This window comes from Lacticaseibacillus paracasei subsp. paracasei (assembly GCF_000829035.1).
GTDB lineage: Bacteria > Bacillota > Bacilli > Lactobacillales > Lactobacillaceae > Lacticaseibacillus > Lacticaseibacillus paracasei.
The window spans coordinates 2,962,467-2,987,238 of sequence record NZ_AP012541.1; the positions used below are offsets into that span (position 1 = coordinate 2,962,467).

Below are 24,772 nucleotides of genomic sequence, written 5' to 3' on the forward strand. Positions count from 1 at the left end.
TGATTATCCAATGCGGTAAAGTAATATCATAACATTTGCAGATTCATAAGCAGCGCTCCAGCAGGCGGCACCCCGGTCTCCGCCGTGCTTTGCCCTGACTGCAAGACTTGGAAATGGGAGGCACTGAGTCATGAAACAAAGCCATTTGATCGGCCTTGCAACCCCACTGTTATTATCGGCTGGCACGTTAGCGACCGCCGAAAGCTTTTATCAATATGCATTTCGCCGCATTAACTATATTCCAGACGCGCGGCGTTCGATGCAAAAGTATGCGGCTTCATATTATCGCCATGTCCACTGGGTAGAAAGTCAGGCCAATATTGAGGCATGGCATATGACAGCCCCGGATAATCAACGACTTGAAGCTCTTTGGTTGCCGCATCCCGGCAGTAAAAAAGCGGTGATTGTGGGCCACGGTTACAAAGGTACTGGGATTACGATGAGCAACTTTGCCCACATGTTTTACGATCTAGGCTTCAATGTCCTGCTACCGGATGATCGCGGGCATGGTGAATCGGATGGCCAATACATTAGTTTCGGCTGGCTGGATCGGCTGGATTATTTGGGTTGGCTGCAACGTATCATTGATCGAATCGGTGCAGACAGTCAACTGCTGTTGTTTGGTACCAGCATGGGTGGTGCCACAGTTTCGTTGGTGGCAGGCGAACCCAGTTTGCCCAAACAAGTGAAGGCTGTCATTGAAGACTGCGGCTACACTGATGTTGAAACCGAATTGGCCTACTTACTGAAAAAGCAGTTTCACCTGCCACCAATGCCGTTGGTGCCACTGGCAAGTTTTCTTAACTATCGCCGGTTAGGTTATCCTTTACGCGTTGTCAACATCCGCCAAGCACTCACCCGCAACCATTTGCCACTATTGGTTATTCACGGTGCGGAAGATGTCTATGTGCCAACGAAAATGGGTCGGCAAAATTATGCGGCTTCTGCGGGTCCTAAAGCCCTCTGGATCGTTCCGGGCGCGGCGCACGCGGAAAGCTACTGGATCAACCCGGAAGCTTATCAGGCACACGTCAAACGTTTTCTAGATATCTTTTTCTAACTGTTGCTTTGTAACCATCACAAAAATGGATCGTCTGAATGATCACCACCATTCAAACGGTCCATTTTAATGTCTAATCAAAAACGCGCAGCACAGTCTAGAGGTCATCCTCATCATCTGCTTCAGCCTCATCGCGTTGTTTACTTAGCGCGTCGAATTGACGCAACATGGCCAAATTTGTCTCGATACTTTCCGGCCATTCCCAATGCTGAACATTAAAAACGTGCTTGAGGTGCGGACCGGCGCTGGCTGGCCACAATTTGGTCGTATAGGTCACCTTATCGGCAGCAAACACTTCTAGCAAAGCCTGACTTTGCAAATAGAAGCTGTCATTTTGGCCGCCAATCAGCATGAATGGCGGCAACTTGAGGTCTTTGGCAACTTGAGAAAAGTTAAGGTGGTCAGCCAATGCAGCATCGCCACCGCTCAGCTTATCAAGATAAAAAGCGGCCATATCGCTCATATCACCAGCGGCTTCTGGCAGTTTGCCAGGTTCAGCGACTGGGCACACCAAGGCCACCAAAGTGAAATTGAAATTAACTCGATCAACGCCAAAAAGTTCTTGCAGCTCTTCGCTTTGCTGAATGCAGGCCACTAGTGACGCTAGATGGCCGCCTGCCGAGTCACCGGTCAATAGAACATGATCGAGATCAAAGCCGCGCTGTGGACCAAAATGCGACAACCAACGTAAGCTAGCAAAGATGTCTTGAATCTGCCCGCGCACATCGACATCTGGCAGCAAGCGATACCCCATGCCCATCACCGCATAACCTTGACTCGCCAAATAGCGGCAATAATTTCGGTTGAGATTGCGATCGCCATAAAACCAACCGCCGCCATGAACATCAATCACAGTTGGCAACGTCGCATTGCGGCGTTTTGCCGGATAATATAAGTTCAAGGTCTGCTGCGGGTCAGCAGAGTTTTCATACCGGTATTCCGTTTCCCAGTGGACATCCTCTGGCACCCGTTCATCCGCATAGCGTGCCTTATCGCGCGCTGCCGTCTGCGCCCAGCCTGCCTGAATTTTTGCTAAAATGTCATCATCTGCCATTACCAAGGCCTCCATTTCACCATGTTCAAATCGCATTAAAAGATTAATCCCATCTTAACGCAAAAAGACTGCCAGTGAGTCAACTGACAGTCTAATCGTATGAATTAACCTTATCTATTAACGATCTTTGGACTTAACGCTAGCTTCGACTTCATCAATCAAGCCAGCATCTTTCAAACCGGTCACTTCTTTGATGACATCCACCAGCGGCTGATCCTTCAGCATCGCTTGCAACTTCACAGCTTCGGCATCATTAGGTTCAACATAATGGAACATCATGCCAACGGTGTCCATCAAAACGCTGTAATTCAAACCGCGTTCCTTCAATTCGCGAATTGGGCGAATAAAGCGTTCGTCGTAACCTAGTTTGCGGATTGGTGTCCGGGCAACTCGAGAAATATCATCTGAGATGTACGGATTCTGGAAACGTTGCAACACCCGATTTTGATAGTTTTCGAGGTCTTTTTCGTCAAAATTCTTGAACTCTGACAACAACAACGAACGGGTTTCGGCCAGCGCACCCTTTGCCTGATTGAAGACTTTAGGATCCTTGATGGCGTCGCCAATTGTTGTATAGCCAAGGTACTTGCCGGTGTAAGCCGTGGTAGCGTGACCAGTGTTGACGGAGAAGAGTTTCCGTTCGATATAAGGTTCCAGGTCGGGCACATAGTCTACAGTCTTGAGTTTCAGATCCTTGTTCTTCATCTGACTCTCGTCAACAACCCATTCCTTGAAATCTTCAACACTAACGGCCAAGGGATCATCGTGCTTTTGTTGTGGCACGATTCGATCAACCGCGGCGTTAGGGAAGCCAACGTACGTATCAGCAAAGGTCTTGCCGGCGTCATCGAGATGCTCGTAGACACTCTTCTTAAGTGACTGAGAGCCACCGATCATATTTTCACATGCAATCACATCTAATGCCTGATGATTGTTGGCTGCATCACGTGCCTGCAAGCCTTGGGCAATTAGGGGTGCAATGATTGGCAGAATCTTCGGACCAATGGCGGTGGTCACCAGATCAGCCTGCGCAATTGCCTTCACAACTGCCTCGGGATCCTTGGCATTGTTCAACCCGTCAACATTGTCCACATGAATCTTCTTCTCACCGGGCGCTGCTAAGGTGATCGTATATTCGCCGCGTTGGTTTAACGCATTGATGATCGTCTCGTTAACATCGACAAAATTGATTTTGAAACCGTTAGCGGCAAGTGTTTCACCGATAAATCCGCGACCAATATTACCTGCACCAAAATGTACTGCTTCCATCATAATTTATTCAACTTCCTTCAGTAAATTGACGATTTCCTCCGGCGTTTGGGCGTCGGCAAGTTTCTGAACATTTTCAACATCACTGCAATAAAGCGCAATTTGCGACAACAATTTGAGATGTTCGCCATTTAAGCCAGCAATCCCAAAAACAACCGTGACCAAGTTCTCATCAGCCGGATCATCCGACCAGTCAACACCCCATGGATATTGCACAATCGAAATAGCCGTCGACTTAATATATTTCATCCCGGCCTCAGTGCCGTGGGGAATAGCAATGAAGTTACCCATATAAACAGAAACATCGCGATTCCGATCAAGCATCGAATCAATATAAGCTGGTTCGACATTACCATTGTCGACCAAGAGTTGGCCGGCCTGACGAATGGCTTCTTCCTTGGTCTTTGCTTCCTGACCAAGTTTGATCGTTTTAACGTCTAGTCCTTTCATCATGTCACCTTCGATCAATTTTTTTGATTTCATTCATAAATACTTCTGTGATGATTTGATACAACTGGCTATAATGCCCTTTTTCAAAAAGTTGTAAATTCGTTGTTGACGCAATCAGCTTTGCGCTGACAGCGCTCAATAGCGTCAGTGTTTCCTGAGCAACTGGGTTCGGTGTCAAAAGGAGCAATACCCGATGCAACATGATCGTGCCCATATCCATGGCTGGAAGCGACAGCGGCGTTTTTAAATCGAATGCGCCGATGTAAGGCACTGTCACACCTTGGCTACTGGTATGAATCATGGCGAGTCCGGTATCGGGAATCCCAACTGGCGCTAATTCTAGTCGCTTTAGCAAGGCGTCTTTGACGACCGGCGCTTCTGCCACCACGTCTGGTAAATGTGCTAGCATGACATCGATTGTCGCTCCTGAGGTTGTCACCGCTTCGGTGATCTCTGTCACAGCGAAGTGCTGTAACATGTCATCAGCTGCTAATACCATGGTTTTGAGACTTTCAAACGCCGTCACAGTCTGATCTAATGACGGTTGTCTTTGCTGGGTCGCTTCTTTCGGCTTGACCTGTTGCAATAACCGTCTGATTTCACTAATCTCATCACGCGCCAAGATTGGCGTGATGACAAGATACTGATGCTTGAATCCCGGCAATGGCATCGTCGCAAGAATCAAACCGTAATGTGCCAGATTCTGGTTCGGCAGATCACTAACCTGAATGATCTTGATCTCTCGAATTTCCGGCACCTGTACACGTAGCTTCCCAGCAATCAGACTGCCGGTCCCCGGACCATCGCTCGTAATCAGCAAGACAGCTGCTGGCACTTCGGTGTGGGTATGGTCCAAGACTGAAGCAAAGTACAACACCAGATACCCGAGCGCATTTCCAGTAAAGGCATCGCGACCAAAAACATCGTCAGCCGCTTGTTGAACTGCGTGGTAAAGTTCAGGATAATCGTCGCGCAGATGAGCCAGCACTGGATTCGTCATCGTGACGCCTGGCAGCCAATCACCGCCAGCGGTTCGTTGGACATGAGCCAACAGCGATGAGTAAAGCTGCGTATTCCCGGAAAATTTCCCGGGAAATGATCTGGCAACTTCACGAATCAATTCCTGCACTTCAAGGTTAACCGTTAAATCAAACGGATCAACTGGTTCTCCAGCCAAGCCACCGCGAATGGTACTGAGCTCAACGGCAAGAAACTGATAATCGCCAACGCGGACTTTCTGGCGAATCGCGGAGTCCATCTCCGCCAGAAACTCGAGAGCCAATTGTTGGTCCTGGAAAAGCCGTTCCTGGTCGAAATGGCGTTGCGCTTCAACATGCTGATCTTCTCGCAATCGGCGGGTATTAACTGCTACTGTCAGTAACACCGCTTTGCGCTGGTTGTCGCTGAGATCCGCCAACGCCTTGATGCGCAGCAAAGCCGCGTTTGCTGCCAGTAACTCTTCCTGCGGTAATCGTTCAACAAAATAATGTGTGACTGGATCGAATGTCTGCTGAGGATCACGGAGAAAGCGGAAGAAAACGTACGGATTAATCTCAGCATTCAACACGCCTACCAATACTCCGCGAATATCGCCTTCCGCACCATCAATCCAGATACCGGCAGCTTTTTGGCGATTTAATTGCAGATGATATTCATTCAAAGCGGGTTCAAGAATATCCAGATCTTGCTTAATGGTGGTGACACTCACGTCAACCGCTGCCGCTAACGCCGTCATTGTTTCCGGACCGTTGGCATTCAGCAACCGTAATGTTAAAGCACTTTGTCGTTGGCTAGGATCAAATGTCACCACCTGATCCTGTTTTGCCAAAGTCGCGGTTAAGGTAGCCAAATCATTGGTATCCCCGACCAACCGATACGTGCTGCCAGTGCCTTTATCGAGTTTTAAACCGATTGTGGCGATGTCACTTTCCAATTGCGAAAGCTCACGGTAAATGGTCCGACGGCTGACACCCAGCTGCCGTTCCAGCTCATCTCGGCTAACACCGGCGGGCTGACTCATCATGAGTCTGATCATTTCCTGTTCACGATTCGTTAGTAACATATTTTTCGCCTCAAGCGGCCGCAACACCGACCGAACTTATTTCATCTTCTCAATAAGCTTATCATAGTTCGTTGCGTTCAAGAGGCCATCAACGGTGTAGACCTGAACATTGGCAAACTGCAATTTAACGCGACGTGCTGTTTCTTTCGAAGCAATAATCAGCACATTGTCCTTGTCATCAATCTCGCCGATTGCGACATTACGAACTTTCACGTCTTTATTCAGTTTCCGTAATTCAGCACGGAATGTTGCCTGTGCCATGGTTGCGGAACCAATGTTTTGATCATGATGCAGGAAGTCAACTTCGGTAATCTTATCGAGATCAAGTTCCTTTAATTCGTCTTCCGGTGTTTCTTGTTTAGCTTTAGACGTCTCAGTTGCTGGCATTGCCTCGTCAGTACCGCCAACTGCTTCAGCCTTCAAACTTGCGATGATTTCATCATACTTCGGACTGTTCAGGAAATTATCAACCGCAATATGAGCGGCATCAGGTGTCTTGTCCTTAGCCCGATCAGCTAATTCTTCTTGTGTCACAACCAGCAGTCCTGGCTTGTCTTGCAGGTTACTGATTGCTGTGTTGGTAACCGAAAGATCCAGACCTGCCTTCTTTACCTTGTCGCGCAAGATGGAAGCACCCATGGCACTGGAACCCATGCCGGCATCGCAAGCAAAGATAATCTGCTTAATGCCCTTGGCGGCTGACATCACATCTTTAGCTGCCGCAACATTTTGCTGACCCTTAGCTTCAGCCTTCATGGACTTCATTTTGGCTTCGCTTTCGGCTAATTCGTCACCGCTTGCGCTCTTATCGCGGCGTAAAATGACAGCCGAGATCAGGAAAGAAACAAGTGTAGCACCTGTGACACCAACAATTAAACCAATATAATTCCCAATGTTAACCGGTGACATTGCGAATAATGCGAAGATAGAACCTGGAGATGGCGAGCTCTTCAAACCAACATTGAAGATGGAGAAAAGTGTCGTCCCAGTAACACCACCAGCCATAACAGACAGGAACAGTGCTGGCTTCATCAAAACATATGGGAAATAGATTTCGTGAATCCCGCCAAGGAAGTGAATGATGATGGCGGAAGGTGCGGAACCTTTAGCAGATCCCTTACCAAACAGCGCAAATGCTAACAAAACACCAAGGCCTGGACCTGGATCAGGTTCCAGTAAGAACAGGATTGACTTACCATGTTCGGCTGCCGCCTGAATCCCAAGCGGTGTCAAAATCCCCTGATTGATCGCATTATTTAGGAACAAAATCTTTGCGGGTTCAATAAAGACGTTTGCTACCCACAACAACCCGTGATTGATAATCCAATCAACCCCAGTTGCCATGCCGTTAGTCAACGTAGAGATAATTGGACCCATTAGGAAGAAGCCAACGATTGCTAGCAACATCCCAATAATGCCGGCACTAAAGTTGTTGACCAACATTTCAAAGCCTTGTTTGATCTTATCTTGAAAACGGTCGTCCCACTTCTTAATACACCAGCCACCAAGTGGACCCATCACCATTGCGCCAATAAACATTGGCACATCAGTACCGACGATGACCCCCATGGCAGCAATCGCACCAACAACGCCGCCACGATGACCTGCCACCATCGAACCGCCTGAAAAAGCGATCAGTAATGGTAACAGATAAGTTACCATTGGCGAAATCATTTTTGCGAGCTGAGCGTTTGGATACCAACCACCTTTAAGGAAGATGGCTGTAATAAGACCCCAAGCAATAAAGGCACCGATGTTTGGCAACACCATGCCAGAAAGCTTGGTTCCGAATGATTGCATACCGGCTTTCAGATTAAATTTCTTTTTTTCTGCTGCCGGCGTGTTTGCTGTTTTTGCACCCAAGGCAAACACACTCCTTTCCCTTATTTACAAGTATTATTGTAACCGCTTCATGTAATCGCTGACAAAAGCTTCTTTGGCACAGTTGTCTGTGCCAAACATTCAGGTTGAATCCCCAGCTAACAGTTTACTAAGGAAAGCATCTGGTTTAAAACCATAACAGTGTACGTTAACTGTTTCACAAGTTATGGAAAACGCTACCGCTGTCTACTTTTTTGCTCGCATCATACTGAGGACGCTGTTATCTGATGTTGTTATCTACTATATGTCAGTTGTGCCTGACGCCCTATCGACTCAGCATAAACACAGAAAATCAAAATTTTCGGCATTACGGTATAGACCACTATTGACATGGAGGTTTTTTGATGCTACATTGGACTAGACCAGATAGGGGGATATCAATGATGGATGTAAAAATTTTTGATAACGATACAGAAGCAGGCAAGTACGCATTTGATTTGATCAAGCAAGGTATGGATAACGGTGCCAAAGTGCTCGGCTTGGCTACCGGCAGCACACCAGTCACCATGTACAAAGCAATGGTTAATAGTGATGTTGATTTCAGCAACATGACTTCCATTAACTTGGATGAATATGTTGGGTTGGCTCCAGACAATGACCAGAGCTACCGTTACTTCATGCAGAGTAACCTCTTCGACAAAAAGCCATTCAAGGAAACCTTTGTTCCAAACGGCTTGGCTAAGGATCCTGAAGAAGAAACCACGCGTTACAACAAAGTAATCGCCGACCATCCGATCAACATCCAAGTACTTGGCATTGGCCGTAACGGTCACATTGGCTTCAACGAACCCGGTTCACCATTTGACGCAGAAACCCGCAAAGTACCGCTGACCCAAAGCACTATTGACGCTAACGCCCGGTTCTTTGCAAGTGAAGATGACGTACCTCGCTACGCCTACTCCATGGGGATCGGCTCAATCTTGAAGAGCAAGAAGATTTTGCTGTTAGCCTTTGGCGAAAACAAGGCAGATGCTGTCAAAAAAATGATTGAAGGCCCTGTCACCAACGATGTGCCAGCGTCCGCACTGCAAAAGCATTCAGATGTTGTTGTCATCTTGGACAAAGCAGCTGCAAGCAAGCTGAGCAAGAAATAAGCTATTTCTTTCAATCAGCTGAGATGAAACAGGCCGATGCTCATCGGCCTGTTTTTTTATGGAAGTGTAGCTTAACCCAGTTAGAAAACGGCGTGTAAGCAGCCTTGGCTGTGATGACCGGGTTTTGGCCATGACCCCGCGCTCCTTGCAAGCAGGTTTCCGGGCTGACAAGCGTGTGAATCCCTTTCAACCCAGTAGTATCCGTCTTTTCCTGTAAGCGTTTCGATTTCTTGCCCTCTGCCGTACGTATTCCATGGTAGAATGAGGCCATCACAACATTTAGTAACGGAGGAAATTATGTACAAAGCTGTCGTTTTTTTTGATTTAGATCAAACGCTGCTCAATGATGACAAACAGGTGCCACCCGAAAATGTTGCTGCGCTCAAAGCCCTTGAAGCCAACCAGATTCTGCCGGTCATTGCGACTGGCAGAAATTACTACGAACTGGCTGACATTATGGCAGCAACTGGGGTCCGCAGTGCAATTGCTGCTAATGGTGGTGACATTTTTCTTGACGGCGATCACATTTTTCAAAGTGTGATTGGCGAGCCGCAACTCACCCGTTTTCTCAATACGAGTGCAGCACAAGACATTCAAGTTGCCATGTACAACAGTGAAGCATCGGCGCTGACCGGCCATAATCAGCTCACAACCGATAACTATGCGCAGGTGCGGCAAACACCGCCGCCGGTCAAGCCATCTTTCTACGAGCATGAAGCAATCTGTATGATGTTAATGTTTGTACCATGGACCGATGCAGGTGACCAGATTGGGAAACAATTCATCCAAGATTTCCCAGAAATGACGTTCTACCGCAACTCGCATTATACGTTTGATGTTGTCAATCATGGCATTTCCAAAGGCAGTGGCATGGCCATCCTGTTAAATCAGCCATCCTTACGTGGTCTGCCAACCTACGCATTTGGCGACGGTTATAATGACATTCCGTTGTTGCAAGCAGCTGACACCGGAATTGCGATGGGGAACGCTTATCCAAAAGTTGCGGCTGTTGCGGATTATCAAACGGACGATTATCGCGAAAACGGTATTCCAAATGCACTTGCACATTTTAACTTGATTTAATTTTTAATGCGTAAAAACACATCAATATTAGCCTATTGGTGTGCTTTTTTTATGGCGCTTATCCAGCAGCATTTTCCGCTAAATTTCGGTTGACTTTGCAAACGTATGTTCCCATAATAATAAGTGTGAACTGTGAACTTAAAAATTTAATTTTAGGTGCAAAAACACTGTCATATTAAGGTTTGTAACACTTGCTATACCGTGTTGGCCAATTAAAGTCAAGACCGCGGCAGCGCAAATTTTCTGCTATACTCAAAGCATGCTGTGCGTTATTTGGGCGTGGTCGAAACACCGATCAATAATCGTACAACAGCGCAAAATCTGCTGATGGAGGGGTCTCTCATGTTAGAACAATCGACAATGCATCCGGTGGTTTGGATCAATCAACATACTTATATCAGTATCGTCAAAAATGCGGATTATAATTTAGAAGTCTGGGAGATTACCGACGAAAATCGGCAGCATCGGATGGCCCGGATGAATTACAAATATCACCGTGATAACTTTGCCGGATTCATCTATCGACTCTTCCCACAGATCGACTTGATTCAGATTCACAACATTCAAAAGAAGATCAACCCGTATTTCGACTTAGAGGTTTAGAGGTGTACACATGGATAGTCTGGTTATTCAGCTTCTGATCATGGTCGTTGTTGCTTTTCTGGTAACACTGCTCGTCATTTTTGCAGAATGGCGCGCTAAAAATTTTAAACCTTGGCAACTCGGTGTTCAATCGGTTGTCGCCGTGGTCCTACTGGGCGTTGGTATTAGCTTGCTAACAGTTAGATGAGGCAACTTGGTAAAACAGCCAAGTCTGTTCTGAGGCTGGCACACTTGAGCTTTCAACATGTTGCAGGATTTAAAAAAATTATTATTCACTATATAGTTGGCCGCTTTGCGTTATAAAGCGGCCTTTTCGTTTGGTTCCACGTGGAACAAAAGGCCTTCTTCTCGTCTAATATGGCCCAACAACCGCAATATAATGGATTTTATTTTTGGCATCGGATGATTGGCCTTCACAGTTGATGCCATTGATCACTACTTTTCTTCAAAATTAAATGACTTGGCTGATGCCCTCCCTCTTTATGCAACACCCTTTAGCAAATAAAACGCGCAAAATACAGCATTTGAATTCCTTGAAGACGACCCAAGATGTTAAAATTCAACATCGCATTTGTCGCAAAATTGAACATTTTGATGTATTAGAATCCGAATACCCGCGAATTGAAGCAATTTTAAGCCTGTCAAAATAAGGAAACTTTTCCGCCAAATAGCGTTTTTATTAATGGACGTCATCCAATTCTATCCGTATACTTGCACCAACAAAGCGATTAGGGAAGCACTTTCAGGAGGGGCAAGTATGAATAAAGGACGATCAAAGGGTAAACGTATTTCGCAACGCATGGTGATCATTGGGATTGGTGCATTAGCCATGATTGGCGTCACCGTTTTTTTCCTAGTCACATCCAAAAAACCGACATCATCACCCGCACCGACAACGATAGCCACCTTCCAAGTGAAGAAGCATGAGTTACGAGTGCCGGGACAGGTACAGGCCGTACGTACGCAAAAAATCGACATTCCTGAAGGCACCGTCCAAAACATGACGGTTAAAAATGGCGATAGTGTGACGGCTGATCAACAGCTTTTGACAGTTTACAAGCCTGACGTACAAACCAAGGTTGATGAAGCTTCGCGGGCACTTGAAAAACAGCAACGCAGTCAAGCCACACTTGATCAGCAAATCAGCCAAATCAAAGCTACTTTAAGTAAGACCGCCGCCGATGATCCACAGAAGTCCGCCTTGCAGACACAACTTGATGAGGCGCAGAATAATCGCCAAGATTCGGCTGATGCCATCACCCAATCGAATCAGGATATCGCTAAATTAAAGCAAAGTCTGAATACGGTGGTTAAGGCTCCCTTTGCAGGTCGGCTGTACATTGACTATCAAGCAAATGGCAGTCAGACCATCACGGAAACCTCGGCTGAAGTTGAAGCCGTTGGTGAGGTCTCCGAATTTGATTATTCAAGTGTTAAAATCGGTCAATCTGCAACCGTACAGGCGCTGGCAAGCAAAACAAAGCAAGCGACAGACATCAATTTTATTAGCAGTGATCCGGCTAAATCCAGCAAGCCGAATCTCGCCAAGTATGAACTCACGACGAAATTACGTGACGGCTTTTTAAACGGCCAATCCATCACCATCACGATTCCCCTAAGCGGTTTGTTAATTCCCAAAGAAGCGGTTAAGGACGGGGCCGTTTTCAAAATCGTCAATAAACGCGCCATCCGAACTAAAGTAACCTATGTGGCAAAAGACGATATGTATGAAGTCTCAGATGGCCTCAGCAGCGGCGACCGCATTCTTCAAAAACCCGACAAAACAATCAAAGACGGGGCGAAGGTGAACGTTGATGATTGATTTACGGCATGTCAACAAAAGCTATCTGCAAGGCGACACAGCCTTCCCAGTGCTTAAAGATATCAACTTACACATTGATGAAGGCGAGTTCGTCGCAATTATGGGCCCGTCTGGCTCTGGCAAAACCACATTAATCAATATTATTGGCTTCCTTGATACAGCTTTTGAGGGCGACTACCTTTTTCAAAACGAAAATGTCGCCGCCTTTAATCGCGCCACTGCGTCAAAAATGCGAAATCAGCATGTCGGCTTTGTCTTTCAAAATTTCAGCCTAATCAATAACTTAAACATTTTTGAAAATGTTCTTATTCCTCTGAGTTATGGTGGCAATCGACGAAGTGATGTTAAAGAAAAAATCACTGAGTTGCTGCATTCTGTTGGCCTAGTCGATGTTGAAACGAAATTACCGCGCAATTTATCTGGCGGTCAGCAGCAGCGGGTGGCAATCGCTCGTGCCCTTGCAAATTCGCCGCAATTCTTAATTGCCGATGAACCGACCGGCGCCTTAGACAGCCATACTTCGGCAGAGATCATGCGACTCTTTAAAACACTCCATCAACAAGGCGTGACCATCATTATGGTGACGCATGATGAACACGTGGCGCTACAAAGTGATCGCATGATTAAAGTATTAGACGGGCAGATCATCAGTGACACGGAGGTTAGCCATGCGAATAACTGAATTAATTCGAATTTCCTTCCGTGCGCTAACTGCTAACAAACGCCGCAGCCTCCTAACCATGCTTGGCATTGTCATCGGTATCACTTCTGTTGTAACCATCATGGCACTCGGTAACGGTATCAAAGCTGCCACACTCAAAAATTTGCAAACTGATCAATTTGGCCAACAAACGGCTGAAATCACCTTCCTTCCTGAAAGTAGCACTGCCTCCACTGCTGGTTTTAAGGAAGATGATGTGGATCTCACCTATCAAACCGCTCCAGACAAAATCAAAAAAGTGACTATCAAACATGAAAAAGAACGCCTACAACTGAATGGTCAGTTAGCCAATCAAGATACGATGCTATCTGCCACACTTGTTACATCTATGCCTAAAGTGCAACTTGCAGCTGGGCATAAACTAAACCCTGATTCTTTACAAACAGATGGACATGATGTGCTTTTGTCGAAAAAGTTAGCTAAAAAGGTCTTTCATGGTAATGCGGCCGCGTTGACGTCATCTGTTTTTATCGGGAAGCGAAGCTACAACATTGTTGGTATTTTCAACACGCCTAAAGAGTCCTATTCAGCTTTAGATGTTGACGTTTTAATTCCTGAAAAGGCTTATACCGCTGGCCAGTTAAACCCAGGAGGGCAAAAATTGGCCATCACCTTCCAACGTGGCAGTGACATTTCCCAGTTGGCAAACGCCATCGTTCGTCAGTTGAAGAAATCTGGTACTGAACGCCGCAATGGCTCGTACCAATATTTTGATTATGGTGAATTACTAAAGGGTATCGGTGATGTGATCAGCGGTTTAACGTTGTTCGTCGGGGCCATTGCGGGTATTTCGCTACTGATCGCAGGTGTCGGTGTCATGAACATGATGTACATTTCCGCCTCCGAACGTTCACAGGAAATTGGCATCAGAATGGCCGTTGGCGCTACCCCAGCAGAAATTATGAAACAGTTTCTGTTAGAGTCAGTCATGCTGACATTAACCGGCGGCGTTGTGGGTCTTGTTCTCGGTGGCTTGATTGCCTGGATGATCACAGCGTTCTTGCCATTTAAACCCGTCATAACGCTTGGTTCCATCATCGGCACCTTTGCAATTTCCAGCATTGTCGGCATTGTTTTTGGCATCCTGCCAGCTAAAAGTGCTGCCAATAAGAACCTGATCGATATTCTGAAATCATAAAAATGCTCCCATCTAAGTGGCAGCATGCAGCTTTCTATTTCTACATTGAAAGTTCTTGAACCAACGAAAAAACGGTTAGATCTGCGAGATCTAACCGTTTTTTATACGCTATTACTGCTACTGCTTTTAGCCAAAAGCCGTCATTGCTGAAGACATCATTCCGAGCGCTTCTTATTGCGAACCCCTGCTAACCCAAACAAGCTCGCTATGCTAGTCAAGATCAGCCCAACAATAGACAAATCATTCGCCGATCTATCACCTGTTTGCGGTAGCTGATGAGTCGTTTTCACAGGTGTTTGCTGATTAATTGACTGACTAGGTCGACCAGTAACACTCGGCACTTTGCCTGTCTCATGACCAGTACTCGTACCGGTATTTGTGCCAGTGCCGCTATCTGTACCAGTACCTGTATCAGGAAGCGGCCCTGATTTCGCAACGATTTCAAAGACCGCTTGCTGGGTATCGACATTTTCAAGCAGATAATTTGGCAGCAACGCTTGGATACGCTTGAGGCCGCCTGCGCTAAGTGTCACGGCGTAACGACCAACAACAATTGGGGCAATACCATCAGCAAAAGCCAAGTCACTGTCTTCAAGTATGATGTGACTACCATCCGTAAAAATCAATTCGAAATGTTGAGCATTCAGTTCTCCAGGTTGGCCATCATAGATTTTTTGCTGCATGCCGCTGAGCTGTCCTGACAAAACCGCGGGTGTGATCGTAATGGTACCATTCATTGTTGTGTCGTTAATTTGATAATTAGGACCAAGTGCAACCATCACTTTAGCAATGCCACTAGCACTTAATCGATACGTGTAGGTGCCAACATTAACGCTATCATTGGCAACATCTATATCTGCATTCGTTAAGGCGACTGTTTGTGCACCAGTTGGTAGTTGAACTGTTACCAGTAATCCACTAGCTTGGCTTGCTCGGGTAACCCCGTCATACTGGAAATGACCATTATTAACGGTGGCCACGACTGTCAGTGGCGTGAGGGTGATCGTGCCGGTCAATGCGTTCAAATCGGTTTCATTAAGTGCATAGTTGGTGCCGGCTGCTGCTTTCAACTTCGCTATTCCTGAATGACTAAGATGATAATGATACGTGCCAGTTGTCGTGTTATCGCCGTCAACAACAATGTCCTGCGTCGTCAATGCAACAGTTAGCCTAGCAGTCCCGCGCGAGAGGTAAACGACGCCATTGAGACCTGACGCTTCACTTGCCTTTGTACGACCATCATAAACAAATGTCGTATCATTTACCGTTGCAGTTCCTTCAGCTGGGGTGATCGTAATAATACCCATTAATGCTGCTAGATCATCTGCTTTCAATTGATAATTTGGTCCAGCTACTTGTTGCAGTTTCGTGATGGCGTCAGTACTTAGCCGGTAGTGGTAACTGCCAACATTGACACCATCATCAGCAACCACGATATCTGAAGCGTCTAACTTAATTGATGTTGTATCGTCGCCAAGTTCAATCACTGCTGTTAACCCTTGAGCCTGACTCGCCTTTGTTTGGCCATCATACATAAATGAACCATCATTCGAATCAGCGGTTGTTGTTGCCGGTGTAATGTTAATGTTGCCCGTCAATTTTGCTAATTCTGAAACTGTTAACTGATAGTTGCTGCCGACTGCCTGTTGTAGTTTTGCAATGCCGGCGTCAGTCAGCGTGTACTGGTAACTCCCAACATTCACACCATCATTGGCAACAACAAAGTCGGCTGGCGGCAAGGTTACTGGCACCGTCTCATTGCCAACTGTGACGTTTGCAGTCAAGCCTTGTGCCTGACCGGCTTTCGTCTTCCCATCATAAACAAACGAAGTATTGGTCAGAGTTGCGGTGCTTGCTGCAGGCGTAATTGTGATTGTACCAATCAACTTTGCCAGCTCAGAAGCATTTAACTGATAGTTGCTGCCGACTGCCTGTTGTAGCTTTGCGATACCAATGTTTGTAAGGCTGTACTGATAACTTCCAACATTCACACCATCATTGACAACAACAAAGTCAACTGACGTCAAGGTTACCGGCACCGTTGCACTGCCAACTGTGACGTTTGCAGTCAAGCCTTGTGCCTGACTTGCCTTCGTCTTCCCATCATAAACAAACGAAGTATTGGTCAGAGTTGCGGTGCTTGCTGCAGGCGTAATTGTGATTGTACCAGTCAATTTTGCTAAGTCATCAGCGTTTAGCTGATAATTGCTACCGACTGCCTGTTGTAGCTTTGCGATACCAGTGTTTGTAAGGCTGTACTGATAATTCCCAACATTCACACCGTCATTGCCAACAACAAAGTCAACTGACGTCAAGGTTACCGGCACCGTTGCACTGCCAACTATGACGTTTGCAGTCAAGCCTTGTGCCTGACCGGCTTTCGTCTTCCCATCATAAACAAACGAGGCATTGTTCACATCAGCAGTACTCTTAGCTGGCGTAATTGTGATTGTACCAGTCAATTTTGCTAAGTCGTCAGCGTTTAGCTGATAATTGCTGCCGGCCGCCTGTTGTAGTTTTGCAATACCGGTGGCGGTCAGCGTGTACTGGTAACTCCCAACATTCACACCGTCATTGGCAACAGCAATGTCGGCGGACGTCACGGTCACCGGCACCGTCTCATTGCCAACTGTGACGTTTTCAGTCAAGCCTTGTGCCTGACTTGCCTTCGTCTTCCCATCATAAACAAACGATGTGTCACTGAGATTTACGGCACCTTCAGCTGGCGTAATTGTGATTGTACCAGCCAGTTTTGCCAGCTCAGAAGCGTTTAACTGATAGTTATTACCGACTGCCCGTTGTAGCTTTACGATACCAGTGTTTGTAAGGCTGTACTGATAATTTCCAACATTCAGACCGTCATTGGCAACAGCAATGTCGGCGGACGTCACGGTCACCGGCACCGTCTCATTGCCAACTGTGACGTTTGCAGTCAAGCCTTGTGCCTGACTTGCCTTCGTCTTCCCATCATAAACAAACGATGTGTCACTGAGATTTACGGCACCTTCAGCTGGCGTAATCGTGATCGTACCAGTCAGTTTTGCCAGTTCAGAAGCGTTTAACTGATAGTTATTACCGACGGCCTGTTGTAGTTTTGCTATACCGGTGGCGGTCAGCGTGTACTGGTAACTCCCAACATTCACACCATCATTGGCAACAACAAAGTCGGCTGACGTCAAGATCACCGGCACCGTGACATTGCCAATTGTGACATCGCCGGTCAAACCTTGTACCTGACTTGCCTCCGTCTGCCCGTCATAAATAAATGAGTCATCACGCAACTCCGCAGTGCCTTGTGCTGGTGCAATCGTAATCGTGCCTGTTAAGCTGCCCAGCAAGTCACTTGGCAACTGATAATTGGCATTCAACGCCTGCTCGACTTTCGCTACACCACTCTGACTCAGTTGATATTGATAATCACCGACATTGACGCTGTCCGATCCCACCACAATATCAGTCGAGCTAAGATCAACAACTGTCGTGCCAGAACCGGCCGTTAATGTTAACTGCAATCCTGAAGCCTGACTAGCAGTCGTTTTGCCATCATATACAAATTGTGTCCCATTAACAGTTGCAGTTGCAGTAGCAGGTGTGATCGTGATAACCCCTGGGTGAGTATTGATATCTGTCTGATCAATCGTGACTTCATCACCCAAAATCGCTTGAATACGTGTCAATCCACTACCATTAAGAAGATATCGATACGTACCTACATCTGGTGAGTCTGCTTCAACAAGTGAAATATCTGTCGAAGTCAAATCAATGGCTTGCTATGAGCCATCACTCAAAGTCACATTAAGAACCAGTTTTGGCGCCTGACTGGCCAATGTCGTGCCATCATAAGTGAACCCACTATTATTCAACTGACCTGTAGCTGTGCGACCGATGATAAGTTGTGCCGTACTCGTACCGGTAAAATTATAGTTAGCCGCTGACTCACCAGCATCATTTGTCAATTCAGCAATCCGCGCCCATGCCGCCTTTGAAAGTTCAACACGGTAGACACCCGTTTTCGTCAATGCATCAGCAGCAATCTGGTTGCCAGATGCATCAAAAAAATTAAGGTCACTCAGTTGTAAAGCACCAGCATTGAAGCCATCCCCAAGACTCAGAGAAAAGGCCGTCAGATCCACCGTAATCGGTTGACCCGTCGCAGTTGCCGTTTGAGTACCAGTCAACGAATATGACGCCGCCAGCCGTTGATTATAAAAAATTTTAGCTGAGCCACTTTCAGCCCCATACGCGTAAGTGACTGTATACCAAGTCACCTGATCACTAGGCACACTGCCTGTGACAACACCGTCTCTATCTTTAGAGGCGATCACAGCCCCGTTCTGGTCCGTTACAGTCCAAGTCAAATCGCTAAGTGGTATCTCAATGATCTCAGTGCCATTCTTTTTCACGGCGCCGCCAAAGTTCAGTTCTGGTTTCCAAACCTGACCCGTGAAAAGGTTAATGTCATGGGCATGGATAACGGGGTCATTCAGATGAACCTTGTAAAGACCAGTGTACGTTGTGCCATCTGCCGCCTTTAATGACCAATTAAAACTGAATTGTTCAGTTCCTGCAGGCATCGTAAAGGATTTTGTCGCGGTATTAAAGGCCACGCCGGTTCCCTGAATATTCGAAACCACAATTTGATCCTGACTGACACCTGAAATCGCCACACTAAATAGATCACGCAAACTAACATGAGCAGAATCTGTATAGGCGTCGGCATTTTGATTTAGAGCATCCGGGGTTGTCGGTACAGCCGTCGCGGCATGCAAAACTGTGATCCGGTTATTGGAAAACGCCTCTTGATCAATTGTCGGTGTCCCAGCAATCGCCACTTCAGGAATCAGATTAGCATTAAAAGCTTTAGCACCAATGGCAGTCACACTCGCTGGGATATTGAGCGCATTTAAGATGATGTTTGCTTCAAACGCCTCTTGGCCTATTGTCTGCAGACCTGTCCCCAAGGTTAAGTTGCTAATTGAGTTATAGACAAACGCATATTTGCCAATCGCGGTGACACTATCCGGCACAGCCAAACCATTTTGAATCTTATTGTAGCCAAAAGCACTGTCGCCAATTGTCTGTAACCCGTCATTTAAAGTTAGTGCCGGGATCTTGTTGCCGACAAACGCCGCATTTTTAATTATCTTCAAATTTGGTGGCAACACAATTGCATTGTTAATCGTATTATAGGCAAAAGCACTGTCACCAATCGATTCCAGCGCTGTTGCCCGACTGAAGTCAACATTTTGCAACGGTCCAAACTCAGTAAAAGCTAGATCACCAATTGTCTGGAGATTAGGACCAAATGCTACTTGGATGAGGTGTCCACCGTAAAAAGCTTGATCCCCAATTTGTTCAAGTGAGTCTGGTAAATTAATCGCCATCGCACTGGAAAATGCGAATGCCTGAAAGCCCAATGTTGTCAGCCGACTATTGTCTGCGATTGCAACCGTTCCTAGTTTTGACCCATAAAAAGCCGATCCATCAATTACGCTGATGTTCGCCGGTATTGTCAGCGTCGGAATTTGATTGCCAGGATTATCCTGACCATTAATGTTAGGCAAATCCTTCATGTTTTGGATAAATTGAAAAGCGCCGCCTGTAATCGTCTGAACATCAGGACCAAACATCAGATTATCCGTGAAGAGATGGAAGAAGGCTTGGTTGCTAATCGTTGCTGCATCGACGGTCACATTCGTAATGCGTGCATAGCCAAAAGCAGTTTCAGCAAGCGTTGTTGCCTTGCCGCCCAGCGTCAGCGATGTAGCCTTAGTACCGTAAAAGGCATTCTTACCGATCGTCGCTGATCCTGCCACATTAATCGTGTCATTAATGGTTTCGTAGGCAAACGCCGCTTCGCCAATATTAGCAACTTCATCATCCAACGTCAGCGACTCGGCCTTAAGCCCATAAAAAGCATTTTGACCGATTGTTGCCGGACCCGCGACACTGACCGCACCAGTAATCGTGGCATAGGCAAAAGACGACTCACCAATGTTCCCTGCACCGTTCAATGTAATCGCACTCGCATTGACACCGGCAAAAGCCTCTTTATCAATAACAGCCGCATTATCGACGGTGATCCCACCAGTGAATTTACTATAGGCAAAGGCTGAAGCACCAATTGTCGTGACCGTAGAGGCAACATGTAAGCTAGTCAAATTACTCAAGTTAAAGAATGCAACATCCTGAATCGCAGTCACCGTATAAGCTTGACCATTATACGAGACAGTTGGCCCAATATTAATGTCGGTAAGCGTTGCACCAGAGTCATGACCCGTAACGGTTGCCGTTTTGGTTGTCTCATCAAAACTGTAAGTTAAACCGTCAACCGTTGCGTCAGTGGTCGTGGTATTGGCTGTTACTGTAGGTTGAGCAGCAGCTGTCGCAACCGGTTGGGCTTGACTACTGGCCGACTGCTGTGCACTGGAAGCTTGGCTGCTCGCAGCTGAAGATGCTGCTGTTTCACTAGCAGTGGCAGCCTGTGTAGCAGCTTGGTCTGCAGCCGCGGCTGATTGAGCCGCTCCAGACCCCGAGGCCACCTGTGCCGAGGTTGCTGAGGCTACCTGTGACGCATCAGTTGTCTGTTCAGGGACAGCCGCCTGACTCGTAAGTGTTTGCGCTGCTGATGAACTGGATGTTTGACTGCTAGCCGCGCTCGCCGCAGATGAAGCCTTGACAGCCTCGCCGGAGTTAGTAGCATTCACAGCATTGCTTGATGTTGTCGCTTGATCACTAGTCACCGCACTTTGAGATGTCGCTGGCTCCGCTGCCTGTGACGTTGCCGTTACTTGTGTCTGTGGCGAGCTTGTATCCGCCTTAACTTCATGACCTGGTTGAAAAAAGGCTGGTATAAACAGTAAAGCAGCTCCGGCAATAAGCCACCGCTTTTTTGCTTTATACATCCGAAAACGGACATGAACCGTCTGTTCCGCCTGTCGAGCCAATTGAATCCGTTTAGAATCTAGTTTCAAGATCATGATCCTCCTACAGCCATGTTAATAGCGATTCCCGTCACGACGCTTAACGAACCATCTCAGATACGATGATTCACTTGGAAACAGTAAGCGTGTAGAATCTGTTTTTCATTATATAACTGATTTTATTAAAAAAACGGAAAAATTTGTATCCAATTTTCAGAAAATAATTTTATAAATATTGCGATAGAACCAGTCTGAAACCGGCATTAACTCAAGTGCTTGTTTTTAAATGTATCGCCGATCCTCTGTTGTTTCTGCAAATCAGCTACATCTTCGATCACAATAAAAAAACACGATGTTGGTCAACGATCCATCGTGTTTTTTGACAAGTATCTTTTTAGAGCAGACCCTACTTACCAATTTTTGCGCAGCTGATTCTTTTAATCGTGCCGGACTCATCAGCAACTTGCTTAAGTTGAGCTTCTGACCACACTTATCTTCAAAGCTTTTCATCATTCTATCAGTATATTTTTAATTAAGATTCGTTTGTTTGCATTCTAAACAAATGGCAAGCATTTTGTTGTAATCGTAACAATAAGGCTTTGCAGATTGTTTTCATTTTCTAGTTGACTTCATACAGAACATCGCGTATGTTAAAAATTATCACATAAGATGAGATTTACATGAGAGGATTTTTGTCGATGAAGTTAGATTTGGAACTACGCCCTGGGGCAAATCGTTTTGTGAGTGAGTCAGGTGCCTTGGCATACTTAGATACGATCTTAGCGGATTTTAATCAACCAGTTGTGATTACCGGCGAAAAAAGTTTTGCTGCTTTCACCAAGGCTTATCCCGGCGAACTGAACTTGCCAGTCTATCATTACGACGGCTCCGCCAGTGATGAGAATGGACACGAACTTGCACAGGAAATCGGTCATGCTGATGCCGTGGTAGGAATCGGTGCTGGTCGCTTGATCGATACCGCCAAAGTTGCGGCCGAAGCCTTGGGTGCTGAGCTCATCAGCATCCCCACCTTGGCCTCTAACTGTGCGCCATTCACACCGCTTGCTGCGATTTATCATCCGCAAGGTCATACCTTTAGTTACGTTGAATATTTTAAAAAATCTGCCTATATTACTTTGGTAGACTATAACCTCTTATTGTCCACCCCACATGATTTCTTTGTTGCTGGGATTGGCGATACCTTGGCCAAATGGTACGAGATGGACGGCATTACCCGTGATAAAGTGGATCAGTTAAAGGCATACGGCCAGTTGAGTCGTGCCGCGGCCAAAACGATTCAAAAGATTCTCTTTAAAGATGCTGAACAGGCCTTGGCCGATTTGGATGCCGGCCGCGACACCCCGGCTTTTGAGGCGGTTGCCGATACCATTATCGGCTTGGCTGGTGAAGTCGGTGGCTTCGGCGGCATTGATGGTCGCGCTGCCGGTGCTCACGCCACTCACAATGGCCTGTCCTACTTACCAGAAACCCATGCCATCTTGCACGGTTCAAAAGTGGCTTACGGCATTCTGGTGCAACTGGCTGAAACCGGAGATGATAGCGAAATTCGCAACTTGATTCCATTCTATGAAAAAATCGGTTTGCCATTGAACCTTGAAGATTTGCATGTCACCGATCAAGTCGATGAAAAGATTAAGCAAGTGGCCGAATTTGCCGCTAAACCAGATGAAACCTTCATCTTGGTTGATCCAACTTTAACCCCTGCCAAAGTAGCAGATGCGATGACAAAAGTGGAACAAGTCACCAGTGAGCCAGCAGCTTAAAGTCCGAAATCGGACAATCTAATGAATACTGTTTCACAAAAATTTTAAAAAACCTTGCAGCCCTCTTAAAATGGTTGCAAGGTTTTTTCGTTTTTGTATTAAAGAAAGCATATCAAACCACGACCGCGCAAAGTCCTACCTGTTCATCGCGTTGTCGATTCACTTTGCAAATACCCTAACGCCGCCGCGCCAACAGCCTTGGCAGCAATCAGAATCGCATCTTCGTCCATCATAAAGTCGGGACTGTGGTGAGGATGATTAGAGCCGTCTGGCAGTTGACAGCCAATGTAGAAGAAACTGCTTGGTACCTTTTGGGCAAAATACGCAAAATCTTCGGATGGGTCTTGAACGCCAGTGTCCTTAATGGCCTTAATCTCCGGAATATTTGCTGCTTTGATCGCGGCCATCGCATTTTCGGTTAAGGTCGCATCATTCATCAAAACCGGATAATTGTCATCATAGTCCAGCTTTGTTTTAACCCCAAACATGGTTTCTAGTCCTTGGTTCATGGTGACGATCTGTTGTCGAATCGTTTTGCGCGTTGTTTCCTTCATCATCCGGACATCGCCTTTCAATACAGCGTCTTGCTTAATCGCATTGAAAGAACCAGCGCCGTCAAATGAGCCGATGGTGACGCTTGCCGTGTCAAAAGGATCAACTCGCCGCGACACAATCGTTTGCAGTGCCGTCACCAAATAGCTGCCAGCCACGATAGCATCGTTGCTCAGGTGCGGCATAGAAGCGTGTCCACCTTTGCCGATAATCGTATCGGTAAAGTTGGCCCGCCCGGTTTGGGTTGCGCCTGTATGGTAGCCAATCAACCCTGTCGGCATCGATGACATGACATGAACGCCTAACACATTATCAACGCCTTCGAGAACCCCTGCTGCTACCATCCCCTTGGCACCACCTGGAGAGACTTCCTCAGCGGGCTGGTGAATGATTCGAATGGTACCGGCCAATTTGGCTTTGATCTTGATCAATTCTTTAGCCAACACCAGCAAATAAGCCGTATGCGCATCATGGCCACACGCATGCATCACCCCAGGATTCTGAGACTTGAACGACAGGTCGTTATCCTCTTGAATCGCCAAGGCATCAAAATCCGCCCGCAACGATAACGTCGGACCCGGTTGACCGCCTTGAATATCAACGTACATGCCATAGCCCTCCCCACACGGCGTCACGGGGACGTTCAAGGCTGCATAATATTGTTTGATATAAGCAGCCGTTTGTTTCTCATGAAACGAAATTTCCGGATGAGCATGGAGATGCCGCCGAATCGCAAGCATTTCTGATTCATCGGCAGCCAGTGTCTGCATCAATTGTTCTGTTAAAGTCATGGTCTTTTTCCTCTCTGTGATTTTGTCTGAACTTTCGGCAACTTTGCAATTAGGCGAACAAGTTGCGGTCGAACGGCCTTAAAAATAACCTCCGCGACCACAAAACCGACTGCCAGTGCCATCGCAATCAAAATGACGTTATAGATTTGCTGCGCAGCACTCGCGGCTTTTCCCATGGTGAAACTGCGCGCACCCAGATAAGCAATGCCGCCTGGCACCAGTGATACAAGACTTGGTATGTAAATCGTATTAACCGGCACCCGGTGACGAATAGCAAAATAATTCCCCAGCAACCCGATGATTACCGTGGCCGTGAAGTTCGGTAATATGAGGCTGTGATCCTGCAGGCTGATGAGCCAGTATGCACACCACGAAACGCCGCCCGTGATCCCAGCTGGCAGCAAGGCGCGTTTGGGGATGTTGGTGATGACGCCAAACCCGATGCTCGACAAGACGCTAATCATAAATTCAATTAATAAGCGCAT

At 46.7% G+C, this 24,772-nt stretch carries 18 protein-coding genes; 9 read left to right on the top strand and 9 right to left on the bottom strand.

Going from position 1 to position 24,772, the window contains the following annotated elements; genetic code table 11:
* Positions 1 to 130: 130 nt before the first annotated feature.
* Positions 131 to 1,060, top strand: a complete 930-nt coding sequence (locus LBPC_RS14560) for an alpha/beta hydrolase (RefSeq protein ID WP_003662352.1) — start codon at positions 131 to 133, stop codon at positions 1,058 to 1,060.
* Between the two features lie 97 nt (positions 1,061 to 1,157).
* Here the strand turns inward: LBPC_RS14560 and LBPC_RS14565 are convergent, their stop codons facing one another.
* The 5 genes from LBPC_RS14565 to LBPC_RS14585 all read right to left on the bottom strand — a co-directional run bounded on the left by LBPC_RS14565 (position 1,158) and on the right by LBPC_RS14585 (position 7,758).
* Positions 1,158 to 2,114, bottom strand: coding sequence for an alpha/beta hydrolase (locus tag LBPC_RS14565; protein ID WP_003581611.1), 957 nt, complete (start codon positions 2,112 to 2,114; stop codon positions 1,158 to 1,160).
* A 117-nt stretch (positions 2,115 to 2,231) separates the two neighbouring features.
* Positions 2,232 to 3,386 carry a mannitol-1-phosphate 5-dehydrogenase gene (locus tag LBPC_RS14570; RefSeq protein ID WP_003568386.1) on the bottom strand — a complete coding sequence of 385 codons (1,155 nt, stop codon included), beginning with the start codon at positions 3,384 to 3,386 and terminating at the stop codon, positions 2,232 to 2,234.
* Between the two features lie 3 nt (positions 3,387 to 3,389).
* Entirely contained in the window at positions 3,390 to 3,833 is a 444-nt protein-coding gene (locus tag LBPC_RS14575; protein ID WP_003658978.1) for a PTS mannitol transporter subunit IIA, read from the bottom strand.
* A gap of 4 nt (positions 3,834 to 3,837) precedes the next feature.
* Complete coding sequence (locus LBPC_RS14580) at positions 3,838 to 5,895, bottom strand: BglG family transcription antiterminator (protein WP_003662350.1); 2,058 nt, start codon at positions 5,893 to 5,895, stop codon at positions 3,838 to 3,840.
* A gap of 36 nt (positions 5,896 to 5,931) precedes the next feature.
* Entirely contained in the window at positions 5,932 to 7,758 is a 1,827-nt protein-coding gene (locus LBPC_RS14585) for a PTS mannitol transporter subunit IIBC (RefSeq protein ID WP_003568392.1), read from the bottom strand.
* 401 nt (positions 7,759 to 8,159) lie between these two features.
* On the opposite strand from LBPC_RS14585, the gene nagB reads away from it, so the two are divergent.
* The 7 genes from nagB to LBPC_RS14620 all read left to right on the top strand — a co-directional run bounded on the left by nagB (position 8,160) and on the right by LBPC_RS14620 (position 14,237).
* Entirely contained in the window at positions 8,160 to 8,870 is a 711-nt protein-coding gene (gene nagB / locus LBPC_RS14590) for a glucosamine-6-phosphate deaminase (RefSeq protein WP_016365389.1), read from the top strand.
* Between the two features lie 297 nt (positions 8,871 to 9,167).
* Positions 9,168 to 9,953, top strand: a complete 786-nt coding sequence (locus tag LBPC_RS14595; protein ID WP_003568396.1) for a Cof-type HAD-IIB family hydrolase — start codon at positions 9,168 to 9,170, stop codon at positions 9,951 to 9,953.
* 342 nt (positions 9,954 to 10,295) lie between these two features.
* Positions 10,296 to 10,556 (top strand): hypothetical protein, encoded by a 261-nt coding sequence (locus LBPC_RS14600; RefSeq protein ID WP_003568398.1) that lies wholly within the window; start codon positions 10,296 to 10,298, stop codon positions 10,554 to 10,556.
* Between the two features lie 10 nt (positions 10,557 to 10,566).
* Positions 10,567 to 10,743 (top strand): hypothetical protein, encoded by a 177-nt coding sequence (locus LBPC_RS17145; RefSeq protein WP_003662341.1) that lies wholly within the window; start codon positions 10,567 to 10,569, stop codon positions 10,741 to 10,743.
* A 570-nt stretch (positions 10,744 to 11,313) separates the two neighbouring features.
* On the top strand, positions 11,314 to 12,378 hold the full coding sequence (locus LBPC_RS14610) for an efflux RND transporter periplasmic adaptor subunit (RefSeq protein ID WP_032775392.1): 1,065 nt from the start codon (positions 11,314 to 11,316) through the stop codon (positions 12,376 to 12,378).
* Positions 12,371 to 13,060 (top strand): ABC transporter ATP-binding protein, encoded by a 690-nt coding sequence (locus tag LBPC_RS14615; RefSeq protein WP_003577163.1) that lies wholly within the window; start codon positions 12,371 to 12,373, stop codon positions 13,058 to 13,060. The genes LBPC_RS14610 and LBPC_RS14615 overlap by 8 nt, the downstream gene beginning before the upstream one ends.
* Positions 13,047 to 14,237: an ABC transporter permease gene (locus LBPC_RS14620; RefSeq protein WP_003662335.1), complete on the top strand. Its 1,191-nt coding sequence runs from the start codon at positions 13,047 to 13,049 to the stop codon at positions 14,235 to 14,237. Before LBPC_RS14615 ends, LBPC_RS14620 begins: the two co-directional genes overlap by 14 nt.
* Before the next feature lie 155 nt (positions 14,238 to 14,392).
* Here the strand turns inward: LBPC_RS14620 and LBPC_RS17515 are convergent, their stop codons facing one another.
* Together LBPC_RS17515 and LBPC_RS17520 are read right to left on the bottom strand one after the other, a co-directional pair.
* On the bottom strand, positions 14,393 to 17,995 hold the full coding sequence (locus LBPC_RS17515; RefSeq protein ID WP_253733087.1) for an MBG domain-containing protein: 3,603 nt from the start codon (positions 17,993 to 17,995) through the stop codon (positions 14,393 to 14,395).
* Between the two features lie 12 nt (positions 17,996 to 18,007).
* On the bottom strand, positions 18,008 to 21,217 hold the full coding sequence (locus LBPC_RS17520; RefSeq protein WP_003662332.1) for a leucine-rich repeat protein: 3,210 nt from the start codon (positions 21,215 to 21,217) through the stop codon (positions 18,008 to 18,010).
* Positions 21,218 to 21,858: 641 nt separating this feature from the next.
* Between LBPC_RS17520 and LBPC_RS14635 the strand changes: the two genes are divergently transcribed.
* Positions 21,859 to 22,944 carry an iron-containing alcohol dehydrogenase family protein gene (locus LBPC_RS14635; RefSeq protein ID WP_003662328.1) on the top strand — a complete coding sequence of 362 codons (1,086 nt, stop codon included), beginning with the start codon at positions 21,859 to 21,861 and terminating at the stop codon, positions 22,942 to 22,944.
* Between the two features lie 143 nt (positions 22,945 to 23,087).
* Here the strand turns inward: LBPC_RS14635 and LBPC_RS14640 are convergent, their stop codons facing one another.
* Both LBPC_RS14640 and LBPC_RS14645 read right to left on the bottom strand, forming a co-directional pair.
* Positions 23,088 to 24,287 (bottom strand): amidohydrolase, encoded by a 1,200-nt coding sequence (locus tag LBPC_RS14640; RefSeq protein WP_003662326.1) that lies wholly within the window; start codon positions 24,285 to 24,287, stop codon positions 23,088 to 23,090.
* On the bottom strand, positions 24,284 to 24,772 hold the full coding sequence (locus LBPC_RS14645) for a threonine/serine exporter family protein (RefSeq protein WP_004559880.1): 489 nt from the start codon (positions 24,770 to 24,772) through the stop codon (positions 24,284 to 24,286). Before LBPC_RS14645 ends, LBPC_RS14640 begins: the two co-directional genes overlap by 4 nt.